The sequence below is a fragment of the Paenibacillus sp. FSL R10-2199 genome (assembly GCF_038000235.1).
GTDB lineage: Bacteria > Bacillota > Bacilli > Paenibacillales > Paenibacillaceae > Paenibacillus_AQ > Paenibacillus_AQ phytohabitans.
The window spans coordinates 4,189,386-4,209,887 of the sequence record NZ_JBBOBO010000001.1; the positions used below are offsets into that span (position 1 = coordinate 4,189,386).

The following is a 20,502-nucleotide window of genomic DNA, read 5'->3' on the forward strand; positions in this document are numbered from 1 at the left end:
CAGGGAATGGAGCAGGGCAGGGAACATTCTGAACAGAAATGACCGCAGCAAGGAGTTGTATAGAGATGGCTAAACCAATGCAAGAAGCCTCCGTGGAGGTAGTCCTGTCCGTACAAGGGGTCCGCAAAAAAATCGGCCGTAAATGGATCATAGATGATGTTACGTTTGACGTCCGGAAAGGTGAGATTTTCGGCTTCCTCGGTCCTAATGGGGCCGGCAAAACCACAACAATCCGCATGCTGGTTGACCTGATCCGGCCAAGTGAGGGCACGATTACCGTCTGCGGCTATAATGTGAACCGTGACCCGGAAAAAGCATTGCAATACGTTGGCTCCATCGTCGAAAACCCCGAGGTGTATACGTATCTGACAGGCTGGGAGAACCTGCAGCATTTCGCCCGCATGCAGCCCGGTGTGGACAAGGCGAGGATTGCCGAAGTGGTGGATATTGTACGGCTGGATCAGCGTATTCATGACAAGGTAAGTACGTATTCACTGGGGATGCGGCAGCGGCTGGGCATTGCCCAGGCACTTTTGGGCCGGCCACGGCTGCTGATTCTGGATGAGCCGACGAACGGCCTGGACCCGAAGGGCATCAAGGAGCTGCGCGAATTCATCCGCAAGCTGGCGGATGAAGGGCTTGCCGTGTTCGTCTCCAGCCATCTGCTGAGCGAGATTCAGCTGCTGTGCGACCGTGTGGCGATCATCAGTAAAGGGCGGGTACTCGCCGTAGGCGGTGTGGACGAGCTGGTTGCCCGCAATTCTCCATACGTCCTGTGGGAGCTGGAGCCGCTGAATCGGGCTAGAGAACTATTAAACGGCCGGCCGGATATCCATCTGCTGGAGCTGGATGAGGTAACACTGGACGACTCCATTATCGCAGGCATGGGAGTGAATTCCCTGATCACGGTTATGGAGGAGGATTTAATCCCGGAAATTGTCGCCGTACTGGTTACTAGAGAGGTTGAGGTCCGGGCTGTGCATAAAATCAACCCTACACTGGAACAGCTATTCTTGAAGCTAACGGAAGGTGAAACTATTGACTAACCTGCTGCCGCTCATCCGCAATGAGTGCCTCAAAATCATAAAAAAGAAACGGTTTTATGTCATCCTGCTCATTCTGCTTGTGCTTGTGCCTATGTTTACCTATGCACAGATGCGTATAGCGGAACGCAGCCGGGATAAGTTTAACTCTGACTGGAGGCTGGAGGTCCAGCAGCAGATTACAGATAACCAGAACTCCCTCGGCAGCGACCGGATTCCGGAAGAATGGAAGTCGTACCGGCGGATTTTTGTCCAGCAGCTGCAGTATTATCTGGATCACGATGTGAATCCGAACGAGCCGAGCGGCGTTACCTTTACCCGTGAATTTCTGGACAATTCCGTGTCCCTGTTCATTCCGCTGCTGATTATGGCGGTGGCCTCGGATCTGGTCTCCGGGGAGAGAACGACAGGAACAATCAAGATGCTGCTGACGCGTCCGGTCAAACGCTGGAAGGTGCTGTTCAGTAAAATGACGGCCCTCATGATGTTTGTCTCCTTAATCGTCCTGTCTGCTTTTATCATCAGCTATCTGGTGTCGGGGCTGGCCTTTGGATACAAAGGATTCAATGTTCCGGTGTTCACAGGCTTCCAGCTGAGCGGGGATACGGTCGATATGACCACGGTTCACGCTGTGCCGCAATGGAAATACCTGCTGATGCAGGGCGGTTTGATCTGGTTCGTCAGCGTAGTTGTTGCTCTGCTGGCTTTCATGGTGTCGGTTCTGGTACGCAGTACGGCAGCCAGTATAGTGGTGATGATGGCGGCGCTGATTGCAGGCACGATCCTGACGAATATGGCTTCTGCCTGGACTGCGGCCAAATATTTATTTATGGTTAATATGGAGCTTACCGGGTATTTAGCAGGTACTCCAGCACCGATTGAGGGCATGACACTGGCATTTTCGATGGCGGTATTGGCGATTTGGGGACTGGCTGCAGTAATCATTTCATTCGCCGTCTTTACGAAACGGGATATTTTGAATTAGAATGTACAAAGTGAACGAAAACGTTTGTTTGCATTTTATAGAGATAGTAAGACACAAGAAGGAGGAGCATGAATGCTCGAACAGATCGATATGTTTGCAAAAGTCTCTAAGAACGCCGAAGTGGGCCGGACTGGATACGATGCTGACGACATTCAGGTGCTCGAAGGTCTGGTTGCGGTCCGCAAACGGCCCGGCATGTATATTGGCAGTACGAGTTCCTCGGGACTGCACCATTTAGTATGGGAAATAGTGGACAATGCCGTAGATGAGCATTTGGCCAAGTTTTGCTCGAAGATTGATATTACACTCCGCAAGGACGGATCGGTCACCGTAATTGACAACGGACGGGGAATTCCGACCGGAATGCACAAGACGGGAGTGCCGACTCCGCAGGTTGTTTTCACCATTCTGCATGCGGGTGGTAAATTCGGAGGCTCCGGCTACAAGAAATCGGGCGGTCTGCATGGCGTAGGGGCATCAGTAACCAATGCTTTGTCCGAGTGGCTGGAAGTGGAGATTTACCGTGAAGGCAAGATCCACCGGCAACGCTTCGAATATTGGGTCGACAAAAGCGGGAAAGAACATGTCGGCGAGCCTGTGACTGGCCTTGAGGTACTGGGGAATACGAATAAGACCGGTTCGAAGATCACCTTCAAGCCGGATATTCGCGTCTTCCCGACTGGCATTTCACTGAATTACGACACACTCGCGGAACGGGTGCAGGAGATTGCCTTCCTGAACTCGGGCCTGCGGATCAACCTCAGCGATGAGCGGAGCGGACGGCAGGATGAGTTCTTTTATGAGGGCGGCGCGAGCCAGTTTGTACAGTTCCTCAATGAGGGCAAGGATGTCTTGCATGATGTGGTTCATTTCAGCTCCGAGAAGGATGAGATTGAAGTGGAAATTGCGCTGCAATACAATGCGGGGTACACGGAGACCATTGCTTCTTTCGTCAACTCGATTCCTACGCGCAGCGGCGGGACGCATGAGACCGGCTTCAAGACAGCCTATACCCGTGTGCTGAATGACTACGCCCGGCGGACGCAGCTGCTTAAGGAGAAGGATAAGAATCTGGAGGGTAATGATCTCCGTGAGGGAATGATGGCGGTTATCAGCATTAAGATGTCGGATGTGGAATTTGTCGGACAGACGAAGGATCAGCTGGGTAGTGCTTCTGCACGCAGTGCCGTGGACTTTATTGTCTCGGAGAAAATGGCGCGCTTCCTCGAGGAGAATCCCCAGGTCGCGCAGAGCCTGCTGAAGAAATCGATCCAGGCGTCCAAGGCGCGCGAAGCGGCCCGCAAAGCCCGCGATGAAATCCGCAGCGGCAAGAAACGCAGCGAGAGCTCGAATCTTGGCGGTAAGCTGTCGCCTGCACAATCCAAGGATGTTACGCGTACCGAAATCTTCATCGTAGAAGGCGACTCCGCCGGAGGCTCAGCCAAGCAGGGCCGTGATTCGAAGATTCAGGCCATTCTTCCTCTGAAGGGGAAGCCGATGAATCCGGAGAAGGCCAAGCTGCTGGATATCTTGAAGAACGATGAATACAAGGCGATTATATCGGCGATTGGTGCGGGCATTGGTCCTGATTTTGCCGTGGAAGACAGCAATTATTCCAAAATTATCATTATGACCGATGCCGATACGGACGGTGCGCATATTCAGGTGCTGCTGCTGACCTTCTTCTACCGCTATATGAAGCCTCTGATCGATGCCGGCAAGGTCTTCATTGCCCAGCCGCCGCTGTATAAGCTGACGCGTAAATCGGGTAAGCTGGAAACAGTCCGCTACGCCTGGAGCGATGAGGAGCTGCAGAATTACCTGAAGGAATTCGGTAAGAATTTCGAGCTGCAGCGGTACAAGGGACTCGGTGAGATGAACCCTGATCAGCTGTGGGAAACAACGATGAATCCGGATTCGCGCACGCTGCTGCAGGTGCAGATCGAGGATGCCGCCAAGGCGGAACGCCGCGTCTCCACACTGATGGGCGACAAGGTTGATCCGCGTAAGCGCTGGATTGTCGAGAACGTCGACTTTACAGAAATAGTAGAGTAGGGGTTAGTGGGGAAGTGACGATTACTTCCGCTGTTTTTAATTTTTTGATGATCGTTTTAAGCACAGCGAATGGGATATTCGCAGATTGCCGCCAGAACTTTAGAATAAAGCGAAGCTAAATAAGGTGGTTAGTAACGGAGTGTGAGTTTGGAACTGTAGTAGCGCAGCGTCCGCCTTTGTTTCCGGATTATTACCGCTATTTAGATTGAACTTGAAAATATACTAAAAAGGGAAAAGTGGCGGAGGAGAATTTTGGAACTGTAGGAGCGTCAGCGTCCGCCTTTGTCTGCGGATTTCCACCGCGAACAGCGGTTAAATTCAAGAAATCTGCAGACAACAGCGGCCGGAGGGCCAAACATTCTCTGGAGTCACGGCAATCCCATAATAGAAAAAATACAAGTTCAATCTATATAGAAGCGGTATGATTCAAGAAATATGGGGATAACAGCGCGGAAGTCCAAAACTCACCGCAGTTACGGCTTAACACTGATTTGTTTAGTTTTATTCTTAAGAGCCTTGAGGCAATACGAATCAAATATCTCAGGCGCGCAGCAGTCAGATCATCAATCATTACAAACGTGGACAGATTGAGGAACAGAAGGTGAAAAGTGAATGAGCAGTTTATCAGAGCAATTTTTGCCGGCTTTTCTGGAAGAGGTCGTTGGTGACCGATTTGGCCGGTATTCCAAATATATCATTCAGGACCGGGCGATTCCGGACGTCCGCGACGGGCTGAAGCCCGTGCAGCGCCGGATTCTGTATGCGATGTACGACTCTGGCAACACGCCGGATAAGCCATACCGCAAGTCGGCCAAAACAGTCGGTGACGTCATGGGTAACTACCATCCTCATGGAGACTCCTCGATCTACGACGGGATGGTCCGGATGGCTCAGCCCTGGAAGATGGGACATGTGCTTGTCGACGGGCACGGCAACTGGGGTTCGATGGATGATGACCCTGCAGCAGCTATGCGTTATACAGAAGCGCGCCTGTCTCCAATCGCTTTGGAGATGATGCGTGATATTGAAAAACGCACCGTACTTTTCAAGGACAATTTCGATAATACGGCAAAGGAGCCGGTCGTGGTTCCATCCCGTTATCCGAATCTGCTTGTCAACGGGACAAGCGGGATCTCTGCCGGGTTCGCCACGGAAATTCCGCCGCATAACCTGCGTGAAGTCATCGATGCCTGTATCGCTGTCATGCAGAAGCCGGACATCGCACTGGAGGACATCATGACCTTCATCAAAGGTCCCGACTTCCCTACAGGCGGAACGATTATGGGCGGCGACGGCATTATGGACGCGTACCGTACAGGTAAAGGCCGCATCTATCTGCGCTCGAAGACGGAAATTGAGAACCTGCGCGGCGGCAAGCAGCAGATCGTTATTACCGAGGTTCCCTTCCAGATTGTGAAGTCGCGGCTCGTGACCTCCATGGAGAATATCCGCCTGGAGAAGAAGATCGAAGGCATCGCCGAAGTCCGCGACGAGAGCGGCCGTGAAGGTCTGCGGATAGTGGTGGAGCTGAAGAAGGAAGCCGATGCGAATGGTATTCTGGCCTACCTGCTCAAAAAAACCGATCTGCAGATCACCTACAACTTCAACATGGTGGCCATCGTTAACAAGGCTCCGCAGCAGCTCGGCCTGAAGTCGATCCTTGAAGCCTATATCGCCCATCAGCGTGAAGTGGTTACCCACCGCACCCAGTTTGATCTGGAGCGGGCAGAGGACCGGGCCCATGTCCTGGAAGGGCTGGTTAAGGCTCTGAACATTTTGGATGAAGTGATCGCCGCAATCAAGGCGTCGAAGAACCGCCAGGATGCCCAGAATAATCTCGTGTGGATGTTCGGCTTCAGCGAACGCCAGGCCGATTCCATCCTTACCTTGCAGCTGTACCGCTTAACCAATCTGGAGATTCATTCGCTCCAGAAGGAGCTTGATGAGATGCATGCCAAGATTGCTGTCCTGCAGGGCATTCTGGACAGTGACAAGAAGCTGGTTGCCGTCATCCGCAAAGAGCTGCTGGAGATCCGTGATAAATACGGGATCGACCGCCGTTCACTGATTCAGGGTGAAGTGGAGGAATTGAAGGTCAGCATGGAGGTTCTAGTGAATGCGGAGGATGTGCTGGTCGCCATTTCAGAGGGTGGCTATATCAAGCGGACAGGCATGCCATCCTTCACCCGTTCAGGCGGAGAGCGCCACTCATCGGGTGTCAAGGACGGCGACCATATCGTCAGGCTGCTGGACCTGAATACCCGGGATAGCCTGCTTGTGTTCACCCGCAAGGGCCAATACTTCCTGCTTCCGGTTCATCAGATACCGGAATTTAAATGGAAGGAGCCTGGTACCGCGATCGTGAACGTGATCGGCCTCGCCAAGGGCGATGGCATTGTCAGTGTGCTGCCGGTCGGCAACCTGGAGGACCCGCTGGCAAGTCTGGTCTTTGTCACCCGTAAGGGACAGGTGAAGCGTACAGAGCTCAAGGAGTACTCTACAAGCCGTTCCGGAGCCGTTGCCGCCTGTAAGGTAGCTGACGGTGATGAGATCATTACAGTGGCGCTGAGCAGCGGAGACAAGGACATCGTGCTTGTGACCCGTGAAGGGATGAGCATCCGCTTCCGGGAGAGTGAAGTCAACCCTATGGGCCGTGTGGCCACAGGGGTAAGAGGGATTCAGCTGCGAGAAGGCGACGAGGTCGTCTCCAGCTTCTGGGTCAGTGAGGACGAAGGGGAGATTCTTGCGGTTACCGAGATTGGCTACGCCAAACGCTCTCTGCTGCTGGATTACCCTTCCCAGAGCCGCGGAGGCAAAGGGATGCCAACATTCGAGTTCAAAGAAGGCAAACGGGTTCGCCCGAATGGCAGCAGGCTTGTGGGGGCCTTCTACTGCAAGGAGCCCCTGGAGCTGACCGCCATCACCCAGAGCGGTGCGGTTCATGCCTTCTCCTCCGAATCGGCACCGCTTGGTGAGCGCCGTTCCATCGGCAAGCAGCTGGTTGCTGTCGAGAAGAAGGATGAGATCATCAGCCTGTACCCCGCAGTTAAATAGCCGGGGCAGAAGCTTAGAATATTAAATAATTCAAACGGCGTTCGGCTGCTCTGGTCTACAGAGCTCCGAACGCCGTTTATTTGTATTAGCGGGATTTACAAGTATGGTCAGGCAGCGGAGAATTACACGGTTCGCTCCGAGTCACGTCAAGTAGTGTATAGAATGCCTAATGTTGCAGGTGTTACAACTTTGATTCATGGATACCAGTGTATGCATAGGTATTGTTGTATGAAATACAAGAATAACCCCCGCTAAGGTTCTTTATAGATGGGGAATGCTGCCTTTTATACAACAATTCTAGATTTAAGGCCGAAATCATAAGGGGAATGTTGTATTTCATGCAGGAATTGGTGCGGAGTTTTCGTTCAACCAGCAGTCACTCCATCTCCACCACAAACAGCGGGTTCATTGAGAAATCTGTAAGTACGTACCTTAAATTCACTAGCGGCCGTGATTTTATTTTTTTCTTTTGCAGGAAATGGAATTTTTTTCGCGAAAATGTTTAGGTATACCGGATAGAGATCCGCAGGGAAAGGAAGGAATAAGTGTGCACTCCACTGAATTCAGTAAAATCTGGCATAAGATATTAAAGGACTATAAGCTACATATGGATAGCAAGCTTGCCCCTACACTGACCGATGCCCAGCTTACCGTACTGGAATTGCTGCAGGAACGTGACGCGATGAAACCTTCTGATTTGGCTCCGCATCTGGCCACCAGCCCGGCGGCTGTAACTATGCTGCTTGACCGGATGGAGAAGCATAATCTCATTATCCGTGAACGAGATGCCTCCGACAGGCGGATCGTCTGGGTGAGCATCACCGAGACAGGCAAGAACGAGACCTCGCGCGGACTGAAGATCCGCAGTGATTTTTTTGCCGAAGCGCTCGATCCCATTTCATCACATAACCAGCAGCTGCTGCTCTATCTGATGGGGAAGATGGCGGTAGCTCCCGCTCCGGCACCGGAAGGTTCGACTCCTTAATAGATGTCCAGTGTTGACCTCATATATATGCATACACACAAAAGCAGGCTGTCCGTTACCGGATAGCCTGCTTTTGGTTCTGCGGGGTCCACAGATTCCAGGGATGGGTCTGTGGAGGCAGGGAGATTAATTCAACTTCCTCTTTGGTCACCGGATGCGGGAACCCGACCAGTGCTGACCACAGCGCAATCTGCTGTCCGGGTCTGTTCACTGCGGCACCATACTTCTGATCTCCGTACAGCGGGCAGCCGATGCCGCTCAGCTGTACGCGGATCTGGTGGGAGCGTCCGGTAAGCAGATCGATCTTGAGCAGGGTGTAGCCCTCAGCGCTGCCGAGTACCGTATAATCGAGAATCGCTTCCTTGCCGCCCGGTGTTCCTGGGCGGACAATACTGACCGTGTTGCTCCGCTCATCCTTCAGCAGCGTATTAATCAGCCGTCCCTGGGATGCAGGGGGTTTGCCATGAACGACGGTCAGGTACACCTTGTGGAAGGCGTGGGTGCGGACGCTCTCAGACAGCCGCGAGGCTGCCTTCGAGGTCTTGGCGAAGATCATCGCGCCGCCTACAGGCCGGTCCAGCCGGTGAACGAGGCCCATGAAGACATTCCCCGGCTTGGCGTAACGTTCCTTAACATCTTCCTTCAGCAGGGTCAGCAGATCCGCATCGCCTGTAGCATCCTCCTGCACCGGAATGTTAACGGGCTTCACGATGCCCAGAAGATGGTTGTCCTCATATAAAATCTCGAACCGGGACTGTCCGCTGCCGGACTTCCCGGTTGTTTCGTTGTTCTGCGCGGTCATGGCTTACGCCTCCCAGCGGCCCAGAATTCCGCAAGGCAGATTCATGCCGGAGGATGTAATCGGCAGTCCGATCTCACCGGAGGTAAGCTTGCCGCCGTAGCGCTTGCCCATGGTCATTGACAGCATATTGCGCAGTACGGTAGGCGAAATGCCCGTTGTGTAAGAGTTAATCAGCATGAACAAAGGCCGGTCGCTCATAATCTCCATGCAGCTCTCCAGGAACGGATAGAGACTGGCTTCGAGCTTCCACATTTCACCGCCCGGGCCTCTTCCATAGGAAGGCGGGTCCATGATAATTGCATCATATTTGCTGCCGCGGCGCTGTTCACGCTGCACGAACTTGAACACATCATCTGTAATGTAGCGGACCGGCTTGTCGGCAAGCCCGGACAAGGCTACATTCTCCTTCGCCCACTGAACCATGCCCTTAGCGGCATCGACATGAACTACGGAAGCTCCGGCACTTGCCGCTGCAACGGTTGCTCCGCCGGTATATGCGAACAGGTTAAGCACGGAAATCGGGCGGTTAGCCGCAGCGATCTTGTCCATCATCCAGCGCCAGTTGGCTGCCTGCTCAGGGAAGAGACCCGTGTGCTTAAAGTTCGTTGGACGGAGATGGAACTTCAGCTTGCCGTAGGCGATTTTCCAGTCATCCGGAATGCTTTTCTTCATTTCCCATTGTCCGCCCCCGGCGGAACTGCGGTGATAGTGTCCGTGAACATCACGCCATTTGGCACTCTCGCTGGCCAGCGGCCAGATGATCTGCGGGTCCGGGCGGCGCAGCATAATATCGCCCCAGCGTTCTAGCTTCTCTCCGCCTCCGGTATCAATCACTTCATAGTCCTTCCAGTCACTTGCTAAATACATTATTAATCCATCCTTCAAAAAGTCATTTAGCCTTTATTGTACAACATATAAGCACGCTGCTACAAACATAATGGTTGCAAAGCTGCGACTATTCTCATTTTAGCCAAGAGTTCGCCGGTGTATAATATTACCAAAAAAAGTATAGGAGAGCAGGCTGAACCATGAAAATTACGAAGGTAAAGTACAGGGTGATCGGGCTGGTAGTACTGCTGGCACTTCTTGCACTGATTGTGTATGATCAGATTACACTGCACAGCGGGCTTGAAGAATACCGGATAGATGTCGTTACAGAGGATTTCTCCGTACAAAATATAAATCTGGCCGCAGCGCCTCATGCTGTCTATTTGGCCGGAGGCTGGTTTCTGGAGCTGACCGGCGGTGATACTATGGTTGATAATGTGATACTTAATGGAGCCATTGACGGGGTCGAAGTTATCGATTTAGCTTCAAGCAAGCCATTCATTGTAAGTGATGTAATGCCTATAGAAGGCGGAGGCGTTATTGAAGATCTGAGACTTACCGGACGGTCGGTGCTGCATATGAACATATCTTATACGGCCAGCGGAATTAGTAAACAGTTCTCTGAAGATATCAGGCTTCATGACAAGATCAAACCAAATAATGAAGTTACTACAGGCGGTTATAAAATATATGAGCTTAGGCGCAGATGATCGGCTAATTCCGTCCTCTGCTGCCTAAGCATTACGAAGGTGAGGCCGGATGTTATGTTCAACCTCTCGGAGCTGTATTACCCGATCACCGCGAACCCGGCCGGGGGCGGCGAGTATCTGCCCGGCAGGCTGCTGGAGCCGTACATCCGCTGTTTCTGGGGGACTGTACCGCTGCCGGGTGAGCAGCAGGAAGGGCAATCCGTTGAAATTGCAGAAGGGCATAACGGAGCAGTTATAAGTGAAAGTGAAAGTGAAAATGAAAGTGAAAGTACTTTCCGTAAGCGGACGGAAACGATCATACCGGACAGTTGTATGGATATCATATGGGAATGGGATGAGCGTACAGGGGAGGCTGACGGAATATTTTGCGGCATTAATGACACCCCGTTTGAGGCGGGACAAGCCCGGCAGCCTGCGGGGAGACAGCGTTTCGCTATCCGTTTTCATTTCTGGGCGGTTCATTTGTTTGCAGATGAGCAGCTGCAGGATGTACTGAATGTCCACGTTCCGGTGGAGCAATATTTCCGTTCCTTCCGCAGGGAGCTGGGAGACAAGCTGCGGGGGACACAAACGATGTCGGAACGCATTGCCATGGCAGAATTGTTCCTCCTGCGCAGGCTGGAGAATGCCGGCCGCAGCAGTGACGGGATGATGAACGCTGTCCACAGGATGCTTAAGTCCCGCGGGGTGGTGAGTGCAGGGGAGCTGGAGCTTAGCTCAGGCTTCAGCAGCCGCCAGCTTGAACGCCTGTTCCGCCAGCATATCGGACTTCCGCCCAAAAAAGTGGCAGATCTTGTCCGCTTCCAGAATGTCTGGCTGGATCTGTACCGGACACCGCTGCACAGAGGCGGGCTGCAGGATATTGTATTTGCTTACGGCTACAGCCACCAATCGCATTTCATCAACAATTTCCGGAAATTTGCCGGCAGAACACCGCTGGATGCGCTGAGCTATGCGCGGAACTGAATGTCGTTTTTTTGCAATACAATCCCGGCAGGGCAGAAGTACAATGAGGTCAGACAGGCTAACCACAGCTGGATCATACTACAGCTATTGAGCGGAAGGAGATTTAAGTTATGATTACAAGTTTTGACGGTATCAATCTGTACAGCAAGGACCCGGCGGCGCTCGCGGCATTCTATTCCGAGGTACTGGGAGTCCCTATTCCGTTTGAAGGCTATGGCCAGTATGACGGGGCGAAGATTGGTTTCGACCGCAGCCAGCCGGGGATCATTATATGGGATGAGAGCAAGTGGGAGAAGCTCACGACAGGAGTCGTTAATCTGGTATTCTCCTGCAGCAGCCTGGACGAAACTTATGAGCAGCTGAAGGGGAAAGGGCTGGATTGTCAGCCTCCGGTAACGATGGAATACGGCGGTAAAGAAATGAATTTCCGTGATCCGGACGGCAACGGCATTACCCTGCTGGAAGGCGGATATTAATCACTTTTATCGAAATTTGTTCGGACGGCAAAGGTGAATAGGTTTGGCATTCTTCTATGCATTTCATCTGAAAATATGGATAAAGATCAGCGGCAATGCCGGACAGCAGTTCAAGTCCGGCATTGCCGCTGCTTCTGTTATCGGGGACAAGTATGCCTAATTTCCCGAAGCGGCCAGCTTTTAAAATATTGACAATGATAATCATTATCAAATAGAATGAGATTAGCAAAACATGGTTGCCTTTTGAGATGGACTATACAGAATACATTTCATATTTACCTTGGGAGGACAGAGTGATGGCTAAGGTGCTAGTGGCATATGCCAGCCTGACAGGCAATACGGAGGAAATCGCTGAACTGATTGTGGAAGGGATACGCCAGGCAGGCGGAGAGGCCGTGCTGAAATCGGTCACTGACTGCAATGCGGATGAGATAAAGGCTTACGAGGCTGTACTGCTGGGTGCGTATACATGGGGGGACGGCGAGCTGCCGGATGAATTCCTTGACTTCTATGAAGAGATGGATGAGCTCGACCTCAGCTCCTGCAAGGCTGCCGCCTTCGGAAGCGGAGATACCGGTTATGAAATCTACTGCGGAGCGGTTGATCAGATTGAAGAGAAGCTGAAGGAACGCGGTGCCGAGATCGTACAGGCCAGCCTGAAGATTGAGTACGGGCCGAACGCAGCAGAGAAAGACGCCTGCCGCAGCTTCGGACGCCAGTTCATCGAGACCTGCGCGGCGGTTTCTTAAGGATGGGCGCCGGGGCAGGATGCTTCGCAGGAAAGATGCAGGATGCAGGGACTGTCCGCTACAGCCGGCTGAATGATTTCCGGATGGAGCATATCATGCTGGGCGGAGCGGAGATGAACGGCAGCGGAGCTCCGGCCACGGGAGTTCCCCGCTGGAGACAGCAGGTCCAGTACGCGGTCGGACATACGCTTAATGACTTCTACAGTCTGCAGCCTGAGGTGCGCCGGGAGACGCCTGTGCAATTTCTGCTGGAGCGCCGCTGGCCGCCGAAGGGTCATGCTTTTCCTTCCCTGATGCATTATTGGGATATCAAGCAAGCGGTTGCCGATGAGCTGATGCGGATTGTTGCCGGCAATCACACCGGTGAGATTCCGGTGATGCTGTATGAACAGTGGCATGTTCCTGTGCCGGAGCTTGAAATTGAACTGGCGATGATTTTTCAGCTCGCCTGGAGCTCGGGGCAGGAGGGGCGTTGTCTGAATATCCAGAAATTCATGGTGAGCGGGAATGAAGATGTCATCACCGGATTTCTGCATATGGCCAGCGTCTTCTGTCATCAGGCCTACGGGAAACCGGCAGAGACGATCGGAATCTATTCGCTTCTGGATGGACGCCGGCATATCTTTGACGGAGCGGGTATCCCGCTGCAGGAGTCGCTCGACTATGTGCGCCTGCTGTCTGTGTTCCTGGAACGGGAAGAGCATGCGGAAGGCTGCATGAAATACGGAAACCGCCGGAACGACCGGGATGAGCCTATCCTTCGCGGATACGGGCTGATGTAGACCGGGAACTTCGGCGTAATCCTTGCAGGGGGCGTTCAAAGAAGATATGGTTAAGCCACAGGAGGTGTCCTTGGCCCATGTCTGAAGGAATTAGAACCTACAACACCGGAGTGGAAGCGACACTCGAAGTGATTGGGGGCAAGTGGAAGCCGGTCATTTTGTTCTTGCTCACCTTTGGGAAGAAGCGCAACGGGGAGTTCATCAGCCAAATGCCGTTCATTACACAGAAGGTGCTAACGCAGCAATTGCGGGAGCTGGAAGCGGACGGGGTGATTACAAGAACCTCGTATAATGTGGTGCCTCCCAGAGTGGAGTATGAGCTGACCGACTACGGCTGGAGCCTCAAGGAGATTCTGCATCTGATGTGCAGATGGGGCGATGCCCATGTCTATAGGGTGTACGGGGATACGGCAGTTGTGCTCTCCCAACCGCAGAAGGAAGAATAGAACAGCCGGTCTCTGAATTTCAGAGACCGGCTGTTCTGCGCGGATCAGGGAATGATCCGGCGGTGGCGGAGATCCGCGAAGATGTCCATAAACATGGCTTCCGTATCCATAAACTCAAGGAATCCTGCGCGGCGGGATTTGGTGCTGTCGGCAAAGAAATCATAGTCCCAGGAGAATACGAAATCACCGAATGCCCACGAGGAGACACTAGCATAGCTGTTCGGCTCCAGCCCGTATTTCCCGACCATCCGGTTCCAGAGCGGCTCTTTGTCCTGCACGGCATCAGACAGGGACATCTGGAGCGGGGGGGCCGTGTCCAGCCCGAAGCTGGAGGCAATCTTAGGCCACAGCTCGTTCCAGCGGAACAGATCACCGTTGGTGATATTGAAGGCCTGATTGGCACAGCGCGGTTCCGTTGCTGCCCACACCGTTGCTCTGGCCAGCAGACCGGCATCTGTCATCTCAAGCAGGCTGTGATAGGCGCCCGGCTTGCCGGGGAAGCGCAGCGGAATTCCCAGCTCCTTCGACATGGAGGCATAAATAGCGATTACCATCGCCAGGTTCATGGGATTGCCGAGAGCATATCCGCAGACGACGGAAGGCCGCAGCGCCGACCAGGTCCAGCTTTTGCCAGACTGCTTCTCTTCCAGATAATCCTGCTGCGCAATATTGAATTCCGGCGGCATATGATTGGCATCAGTTTCGCGTGCCGGTGTTTTGAACGGGCCGAGATGCGCGCCATATACCTTATAGCCCTGCATGAGGCTGATGTGTTGCAGCCGGCGCGCCGCAGGTTCGACCGCTTCAACCGCGTGAACAAGCATAGCCAGATTAGGAGGGACCAGCTCTGCCCAGGTAGGCCGGTCCTGATAGGCGGCATAGAAAATATGCGTCACCTCCGCCAGACCGCCAAGCTTCCGCCGGCTCTCCGACGGGTCGAGTAAATCTGCAGCTATATAACGCACACGGCTGGTGTCCAGCCCTCCGCGGCGCGACACGCCGATGATATCCCAATCGGGAAGCGCAGCCAGATGATCAATCAGGTTGCGCCCTATGACGCCGTTCGCGCCGATTACAAGTGCTGTTTTACGTAAGTCTGAATCCATAGGGTTCATGTGCAGCTCTCCTTCGCCAAAGTATGCCATCATTATGTATTGCCTCAGGAGTGCTGAACAGTACGCACTTTGAGGTCATATAGGTACCTTGAGGTAACATAAGGACAACAAAAAGCATCCTTTCCTGAGGGCAGGTTGGCCCGGAGGAAAGGATGCTTGACAGTCAGATTACTGTAATTCGGAACAGTTATTCAGCCGGCTAACAATGATGCTTCAAGGTTCAGAGTGCAGCACGGTAGTAATCCTGCTGGTTCAGAATAACGAACCCGCAGCTCTCGTAGAGCTTAAGCGCATTCGGATTATCCAGGGCAACCTCAAGGTTCACACCGTTGTAATTCCGCTGTTCCCGTTCAATAGTCTGCATCAGGGCACTCCGGCCGATGCCGAGGCCGCGCAGATTCTTGTCTACGGTAAGGCCATAGATCCAGGTTTCGTTGTCTTCGGACCACAGCCGCATTTTGCCGGCAGGCTGGCCGTTCATCTCGATGATGATATGCTCCTGGGAGCCTTCGAGCTCAAGCTGCGTGTACGTTTCGGCGGCGTCTTCCTCCGTCATGTTGAATCCGTCGCAATCGAAGGCGATTAGCACCGGAGTCTCGTCGGCACGTGCAGGCCGGAGCATAACGTTACCGGCGGCTGAACTTGCTTCAGAGGCCCCATGATTCTTGGCTGCGCCATCCCATTTCATCTGAAATTCCGCGTGGCTGAATTCCAGCGGCAGTGTCTTCAGATAAGCAGTACCTGAGGCTGAGGCCGCGGGCGTATTCAACAGCAGCGTCTTAATCTTACTTCGTGAGATGAGGGTCTGCGCCCGTTGCCAGAGCGAGCTGAAGATGCCCCGGCGGCGGTATCCCGGCCGTACCATGCCGCAGACTTCCATGTCTCCGCCGATATTGTATAACCCGATGAAGCCGACCAGCAGCTCCTCTTCATAGGTCACCAGCCATTCCACTCCGCCTGTTCCGGCCGGCAGCCGCAGCATGTCCCAATTCAGCTTGAGTGTGATGCCTTCGTATTGCTCGCAGCGCTGCTGCAGTTCTTCTATATCTTTCAGTGTATCAGCCGTAGTCAATCTATCTTCCCCCTATGTCAGCAGATCCCGGTACTCCGTGTGCTTCTCGAATTGATGGGCCGCATACGGGCACTCAGGCACAATTTTAACTTTCTCTTCCAGGGCCAGGTCAACGACCGCCCGCACAAGCTTCTCCCCGGCACCCTGACCGCGCAGCTCTTCGGAGACATAGGTATGATCAATCACGAGGTTACCTGTAGTCTCTTCCGTTCTGTATGTAATCTCGGCAAGGTCCTTACCGTCACCAGCTATATAGAAACGTCCTTCTCCCTTAGCAATCTGTTCCATGTTTCTTCACTCCATTCCAGTGTATTGCCTATATTTTACTACCCTGCCCGGCAAAAAGCGAGAAAAGGCATGGCAGGAATGCCAGCAATATAACATACGTATTCCATACAAGGTCAGTAAAAGCGGAATGACTTGCACATTGGCTTCCCGATGCCCTAAGATTAAGGCACTAACGCTGTAACGAATAGAAGTTGCATCAGGAGGAATAGCCATGGATTACGAGGTTGAGGTTCATTTTCAGCCGGTATATGAATTAATCAGCAGCATACATACGTTTATATGCAAGAAGGGAAGTAAAAAGATAGATCTGGGTACACCCTGGGCGGCAGAAGTATCACGCGGCTTAAGCCCCGAACTGCTGGAAGCACTGGAAGAGACAGATCTCGACAATGACTGGAAGCTGCTTAATCTGCTGATCTATCTGTGTCCGGACAAAGACAGCGTGGAGCGTGTGCTGGAGTGGCTGGAAGGCCTGTCCGTAGGAGAGATGTACGAGGCTCTCGCAGGTTATGTCAGTGTATTCCCGGTACAAATGGAGCAGTACCGCAGCCGCATGGTCTTCCTGCTGTCGGAGTGGAACCGGCAATACTTCAGCAGCTGTAGTCCGGATATCATTAAGAAGCTGCAGCAGCATGCGGAGGAACGGAGACAGGCGCTGGCCGGCAGCCCGGTAGCCGATTTTGTGAATAAGACTACCAACGGATTCTATTTCATGCCGGGTGACGGTCTGCGCAGGCTTGTGCTGATCCCGCAGTTTCACTTCCAGCCGATCAATATTATCTATAATTTTGGTCCGCTGACGATATGTCACTATGCCGGGAAAATTCAAATTGCTGAAGAGGAAATCTCGCCGTCCATGCACCGGACGCTCCGCAGTCTGGGCGAGAAGAGCCGGCTGAAGATCCTGAAGTCACTGGGCGGAGAACGCAAATCGTTCACGGAAATTGCCAGACAGGCCGGCCTGTCCAAGGGCATTGTCCATGATCATATCTCCAGTCTCAGGAGCGCCGGTCTGCTCAATGCTTATATCGAAGGAGAGAACGTCACCTCTTACAGTCTGCGGCTTGAGGGGATTCAGCAGATGAATGAACAGCTGTTTGCTTATTTGAAGTAAATATAGCGTTGCCTAATATTCCTGTGCCTCGCCAAAGCCAAAGTCTACTTCTGTTATGGAGAAGATTTTGGCTTTTTTGCTGCGATCATCCAATTTTATTCTGTTTGGGAAGAATTAATTTCAAGTTCTCTCTTTACAGAACAACTTTTACTTTCTATAATGTGAACTATCGGTCTTTAATCATACTTAGTGGGTAGGAATTGTTAGTATTTATAAAATGGAGAGAAAAGAGATGATGTCATGAGAAAAAGTACGCTTGTATTATCCTCATTGTTAATCGCCGGTTCACTGCTGCTGTCCGCCTGCTCGGAGAACGGCAACACGGATGCAGCATCCACGGGCACCCCTGCAAACACGGCAGCAACAGCTGATCCGGGTGCAGCGGCTGGCGGTACGGAAGCAGCGGTATCCCCGGCGGTTGTACCTGCCGGTGCGCTCAGCGAGCCTTTTACAGCAACCGATCTTACGAAGCTGCCCGCAGTCGCCCAGAAGCGCACCGATACAATCATCGTCGGTCTTACCGATCCGAGCGGTGCGTTCACCCCTTATTTCCAGGAGAGCGGCTATGACGGCAATGTATCCTCACTGCTCTATGCGTCTCTCGTGACGGTAGATGACAAGGGTGTGCCAACCCCGGAGCTTGCCGGGAGCTGGGAGGTGGCGGCGGATCAGCTTACATATACGTTCCACCTGCACAAAGACCTGAAGTTCAGCGACGGCTCACCGCTCACTGCGGATGATGTGGCGTTCACCTGGACGATCCAGTACGACAAAGCTTATGACGGAGGCTCATCACTTCCATCGTTGAAGGTGAAAGGCGGCGAAGCTTACAAAGCCGGAACTGCCCAGACTATAGAAGGCATTAAAGTCATTGATCCGCAGACAATATCGGTTACGCTGGAACAGCCCAATGCTACGGCGCTGGTGACTCTCGGCTCCAATGTGCTGTCGAAGGCTTACTATGGCAAGGACTATAAGTTCGGCCAGCTGGAGTATATAAAGAAGCTGCATGAGAAGCCGCTGGGCGACGGCCCTTATAAGCTGGAGAAATTCATTCCCGGACAAGAGGTCCGTCTTGTAGCCAATGAGAACTACTTCAAAGGCAAACCGAAGACAGAGCATTTTATCTATAAAACAACGACCGGCGATGCCTGGCAGTTCCTTGAGACAGGTGAGGTGGACTACGCGTCCTTCCCGGCTACGGAAGAAAATATCGGGAAGCTGAAGGAACTGGGTTATGTAAACATTCTTCCTTATACCCCGAGCACTTACGGCTACATGCAGGTTAACCTGAAGCATGAACAGCTGAAGGATAAGCGGGTCAGACAGGCGATTGCCTATGGACTGGACCGGCAGAGCATCTATGTAGACGCAGCTGAAGGGGCGGGTGCTGTGGCCAATATTCCGGCTTCGCCGATCTCCTGGTCCTATACAGAAGAAGGGATCAACCCTTATAAATATGATCCGGACCAAGCGAATAAGCTGCTGGATGAGGCAGGCTGGACCGTAGGGGCAGGAGGAATCCGCGAGAAAGACGGGAAGCCGCTGAGCATTCATTATCTGGCGAGCAAGAGCAAGAACTCGGATATTTTCATCGCGGTGGCCAAAGAGAACTTCGCTGCGCTCGGCATCGACTTCCAGCCGGAGATCTTCGCTGACTTCAACTCGCTGGTCTCCAAGACGGAAAGCGGGGATTATGATCTCGTATCTTACTCCACCAGCATGCTGACGGATCCGGCGGACGGCTTCATGCAGTTCTTCGACGGCGAAATCACCGATTATGAGAATCCGAAATTCGTGGAGCTGTACAACAAAGCGCTGGCAACTACAGATATTGAACAGCGCAAAGCAGTCTATAAAGAGCTGTATCAGCTGTTCAACGATGAACTGCCGATTATTTTCACCAATTACAAGAAAACAGTATATGCCTATAACGGCCGCATCCAGAATCTATCGGTCAGTCCGTTCATCGGTCTTGCCGGCAGCCTGCCAAACTGGACTCTGAAATAAAGAATTGTTCATCCCCTGCCTGCGTCATGGGCAGGGGATGAATCCTAAGGAGCCGATCATGAGCACTTATCTGACCAAAAGAATGCTGTATATGCTGATCATCCTGTTTGCCGCATCGCTGCTGATCTTCTGCCTGTATGCACTTACCCCGGGTGATTTCATTACCGGAAATATTAAGCTGACTGCAGAGCGCAAAGCGGAGCTGCGGGAGATTTACGGCCTGAACAAGCCGGTGCTGGAACGTTACGGGACTTGGATGAACAATGCTTTTCACGGGGATTTCGGATATTCACTTGCCCAGCAGAAGCCGGTGCTTCAGCTGTTCGGTGATTATATCTGGAATTCTTTTTTGCTGGCCGCTGTCTCTACGTTCCTCACCTGGCTGATTGCTGTGATCATCGGTGTCATTTCTGCCTATAAGCAATACTCCTGGTTCGACACGCTGGTAATGATTGCGATCTTCGCGGCGATGTCGCTCCCGTCGTTCTTCATCGGCCTGTTCCTGATCAAGATTCTGGCCGTTGACCTGAAATGGCTGCCGCCGGGGGGAATGATGACTACAGGCAGCAATGCCACCGGGTTCGCCTACTTCAAAGAAGTGGTGCATCATATGACCCTGCCGGTCATCGTCATGACGCTGCTGGGTCTGGGTTCATTAACCCGTTATTTCCGCAGCAATATGATCGATGTGCTCAAGCAGGACTATATCCGTACGGCCAGAGCCAAAGGGCTGAAGGAGCGGAATGTGCTGTTCACCCATGCACTGCGCAATGCGCTGCTGCCTGCGATCACCCTGGTCGGCTTCGAGCTGCCCGCGCTGTTCGGGGGTTCCATTATTATTGAGCAAATCTTTAATTGGCCGGGCATCGGCCAATTGTATATGAAGTCCTTCGGACTGAGGGATTACCCGCTGCTGATGGGCTTCACGATGTTTCTGGCTATTCTGACCGTAATCGGAACACTACTCTCGGATATTCTGTACCGGGTGGCTGATCCGCGTGTCCGGTTATAGGAGGGGGAGG

20 protein-coding genes are annotated in these 20,502 nt (G+C 52.8%); 14 read left to right on the top strand and 6 right to left on the bottom strand.

All coding sequences use genetic code 11. The features are described from left to right. Positions 1-65 precede the first annotated feature (65 nt). The 5 genes from NYE33_RS18025 (at position 66) to NYE33_RS18045 (ending at position 8,122) form a co-directional block, all read left to right on the top strand. Entirely contained in the window at positions 66-1,046 is a 981-nt protein-coding gene (locus NYE33_RS18025) for an ABC transporter ATP-binding protein (protein ID WP_256703800.1), read from the top strand. Then, positions 1,039-2,028: an ABC transporter permease gene (locus tag NYE33_RS18030; protein ID WP_039307732.1), complete on the top strand. Its 990-nt coding sequence runs from the start codon at positions 1,039-1,041 to the stop codon at positions 2,026-2,028. Before NYE33_RS18025 ends, NYE33_RS18030 begins: the two co-directional genes overlap by 8 nt. Before the next feature lie 72 nt (positions 2,029-2,100). Beyond that, positions 2,101-4,083: a DNA topoisomerase IV subunit B gene (gene parE, locus NYE33_RS18035; RefSeq protein WP_042138544.1), complete on the top strand. Its 1,983-nt coding sequence runs from the start codon at positions 2,101-2,103 to the stop codon at positions 4,081-4,083. Between the two features lie 612 nt (positions 4,084-4,695). Then, positions 4,696-7,137, top strand: a complete 2,442-nt coding sequence (gyrA, locus tag NYE33_RS18040; protein ID WP_336101903.1) for a DNA gyrase subunit A — start codon at positions 4,696-4,698, stop codon at positions 7,135-7,137. Positions 7,138-7,684: 547 nt separating this feature from the next. Beyond that, a complete protein-coding gene (locus tag NYE33_RS18045; protein ID WP_039309191.1) occupies positions 7,685-8,122 on the top strand; it encodes a MarR family winged helix-turn-helix transcriptional regulator in 438 nt (145 codons plus the stop codon). 55 nt (positions 8,123-8,177) lie between these two features. On the opposite strand, the gene NYE33_RS18050 is transcribed toward NYE33_RS18045, so the two are convergent. Together NYE33_RS18050 and NYE33_RS18055 are read right to left on the bottom strand one after the other, a co-directional pair. Beyond that, positions 8,178-8,924: an RluA family pseudouridine synthase gene (locus tag NYE33_RS18050; protein ID WP_076243323.1), complete on the bottom strand. Its 747-nt coding sequence runs from the start codon at positions 8,922-8,924 to the stop codon at positions 8,178-8,180. A 3-nt stretch (positions 8,925-8,927) separates the two neighbouring features. Beyond that, on the bottom strand, positions 8,928-9,791 hold the full coding sequence (locus NYE33_RS18055) for a class I SAM-dependent methyltransferase (protein WP_042138537.1): 864 nt from the start codon (positions 9,789-9,791) through the stop codon (positions 8,928-8,930). Between the two features lie 161 nt (positions 9,792-9,952). Here NYE33_RS18055 and NYE33_RS18060 point away from each other — a divergent pair, with 161 nt between their 5' ends. The 3 genes from NYE33_RS18060 (at position 9,953) to NYE33_RS18070 (ending at position 11,904) form a co-directional block, all read left to right on the top strand. Further along, positions 9,953-10,462 (top strand): hypothetical protein, encoded by a 510-nt coding sequence (locus tag NYE33_RS18060; protein ID WP_076243322.1) that lies wholly within the window; start codon positions 9,953-9,955, stop codon positions 10,460-10,462. Positions 10,463-10,516: 54 nt separating this feature from the next. Then, on the top strand, positions 10,517-11,428 hold the full coding sequence (locus NYE33_RS18065; protein WP_341066837.1) for a helix-turn-helix domain-containing protein: 912 nt from the start codon (positions 10,517-10,519) through the stop codon (positions 11,426-11,428). Between the two features lie 110 nt (positions 11,429-11,538). Then, on the top strand, positions 11,539-11,904 hold the full coding sequence (locus NYE33_RS18070) for a VOC family protein (protein ID WP_341066842.1): 366 nt from the start codon (positions 11,539-11,541) through the stop codon (positions 11,902-11,904). Here the strand turns inward: NYE33_RS18070 and NYE33_RS18075 are convergent. Continuing rightward, on the bottom strand, positions 11,879-12,109 hold the full coding sequence (locus NYE33_RS18075) for a hypothetical protein (protein ID WP_341066845.1): 231 nt from the start codon (positions 12,107-12,109) through the stop codon (positions 11,879-11,881). The genes NYE33_RS18070 and NYE33_RS18075 overlap by 26 nt on opposite strands. 91 nt (positions 12,110-12,200) lie before the next feature. On the opposite strand from NYE33_RS18075, the gene NYE33_RS18080 reads away from it, so the two are divergent. The 3 genes from NYE33_RS18080 (at position 12,201) to NYE33_RS18090 (ending at position 13,881) form a co-directional block, all read left to right on the top strand. Next, positions 12,201-12,653: a flavodoxin gene (locus NYE33_RS18080; RefSeq protein ID WP_039309205.1), complete on the top strand. Its 453-nt coding sequence runs from the start codon at positions 12,201-12,203 to the stop codon at positions 12,651-12,653. Positions 12,654-12,688: 35 nt separating this feature from the next. Further along, a complete protein-coding gene (locus NYE33_RS18085) occupies positions 12,689-13,435 on the top strand; it encodes a hypothetical protein (RefSeq protein ID WP_144026032.1) in 747 nt (248 codons plus the stop codon). 77 nt (positions 13,436-13,512) lie between these two features. Further along, positions 13,513-13,881 (top strand): winged helix-turn-helix transcriptional regulator, encoded by a 369-nt coding sequence (locus NYE33_RS18090; RefSeq protein WP_076243320.1) that lies wholly within the window; start codon positions 13,513-13,515, stop codon positions 13,879-13,881. A gap of 44 nt (positions 13,882-13,925) precedes the next feature. Here the strand turns inward: NYE33_RS18090 and NYE33_RS18095 are convergent, their stop codons facing one another. The 3 genes from NYE33_RS18095 to NYE33_RS18105 all read right to left on the bottom strand — a co-directional run bounded on the left by NYE33_RS18095 (position 13,926) and on the right by NYE33_RS18105 (position 16,356). After that, complete coding sequence (locus NYE33_RS18095; protein ID WP_341066847.1) at positions 13,926-14,996, bottom strand: SDR family oxidoreductase; 1,071 nt, start codon at positions 14,994-14,996, stop codon at positions 13,926-13,928. 220 nt (positions 14,997-15,216) lie between these two features. Beyond that, positions 15,217-16,068 (bottom strand): GNAT family N-acetyltransferase, encoded by an 852-nt coding sequence (locus tag NYE33_RS18100; RefSeq protein WP_341066850.1) that lies wholly within the window; start codon positions 16,066-16,068, stop codon positions 15,217-15,219. Positions 16,069-16,080: 12 nt separating this feature from the next. After that, entirely contained in the window at positions 16,081-16,356 is a 276-nt protein-coding gene (locus NYE33_RS18105; protein WP_341066851.1) for a GNAT family N-acetyltransferase, read from the bottom strand. Positions 16,357-16,567: 211 nt separating this feature from the next. Between NYE33_RS18105 and NYE33_RS18110 the strand changes: the two genes are divergently transcribed. The 3 genes from NYE33_RS18110 (at position 16,568) to NYE33_RS18120 (ending at position 20,492) form a co-directional block, all read left to right on the top strand. Beyond that, entirely contained in the window at positions 16,568-17,470 is a 903-nt protein-coding gene (locus NYE33_RS18110; protein ID WP_340986369.1) for an ArsR/SmtB family transcription factor, read from the top strand. Between the two features lie 240 nt (positions 17,471-17,710). Next, entirely contained in the window at positions 17,711-19,480 is a 1,770-nt protein-coding gene (locus NYE33_RS18115; RefSeq protein WP_341066853.1) for an ABC transporter substrate-binding protein, read from the top strand. Between the two features lie 58 nt (positions 19,481-19,538). Beyond that, on the top strand, positions 19,539-20,492 hold the full coding sequence (locus tag NYE33_RS18120; RefSeq protein ID WP_340784844.1) for an ABC transporter permease: 954 nt from the start codon (positions 19,539-19,541) through the stop codon (positions 20,490-20,492). Positions 20,493-20,502 lie beyond the last annotated feature (10 nt).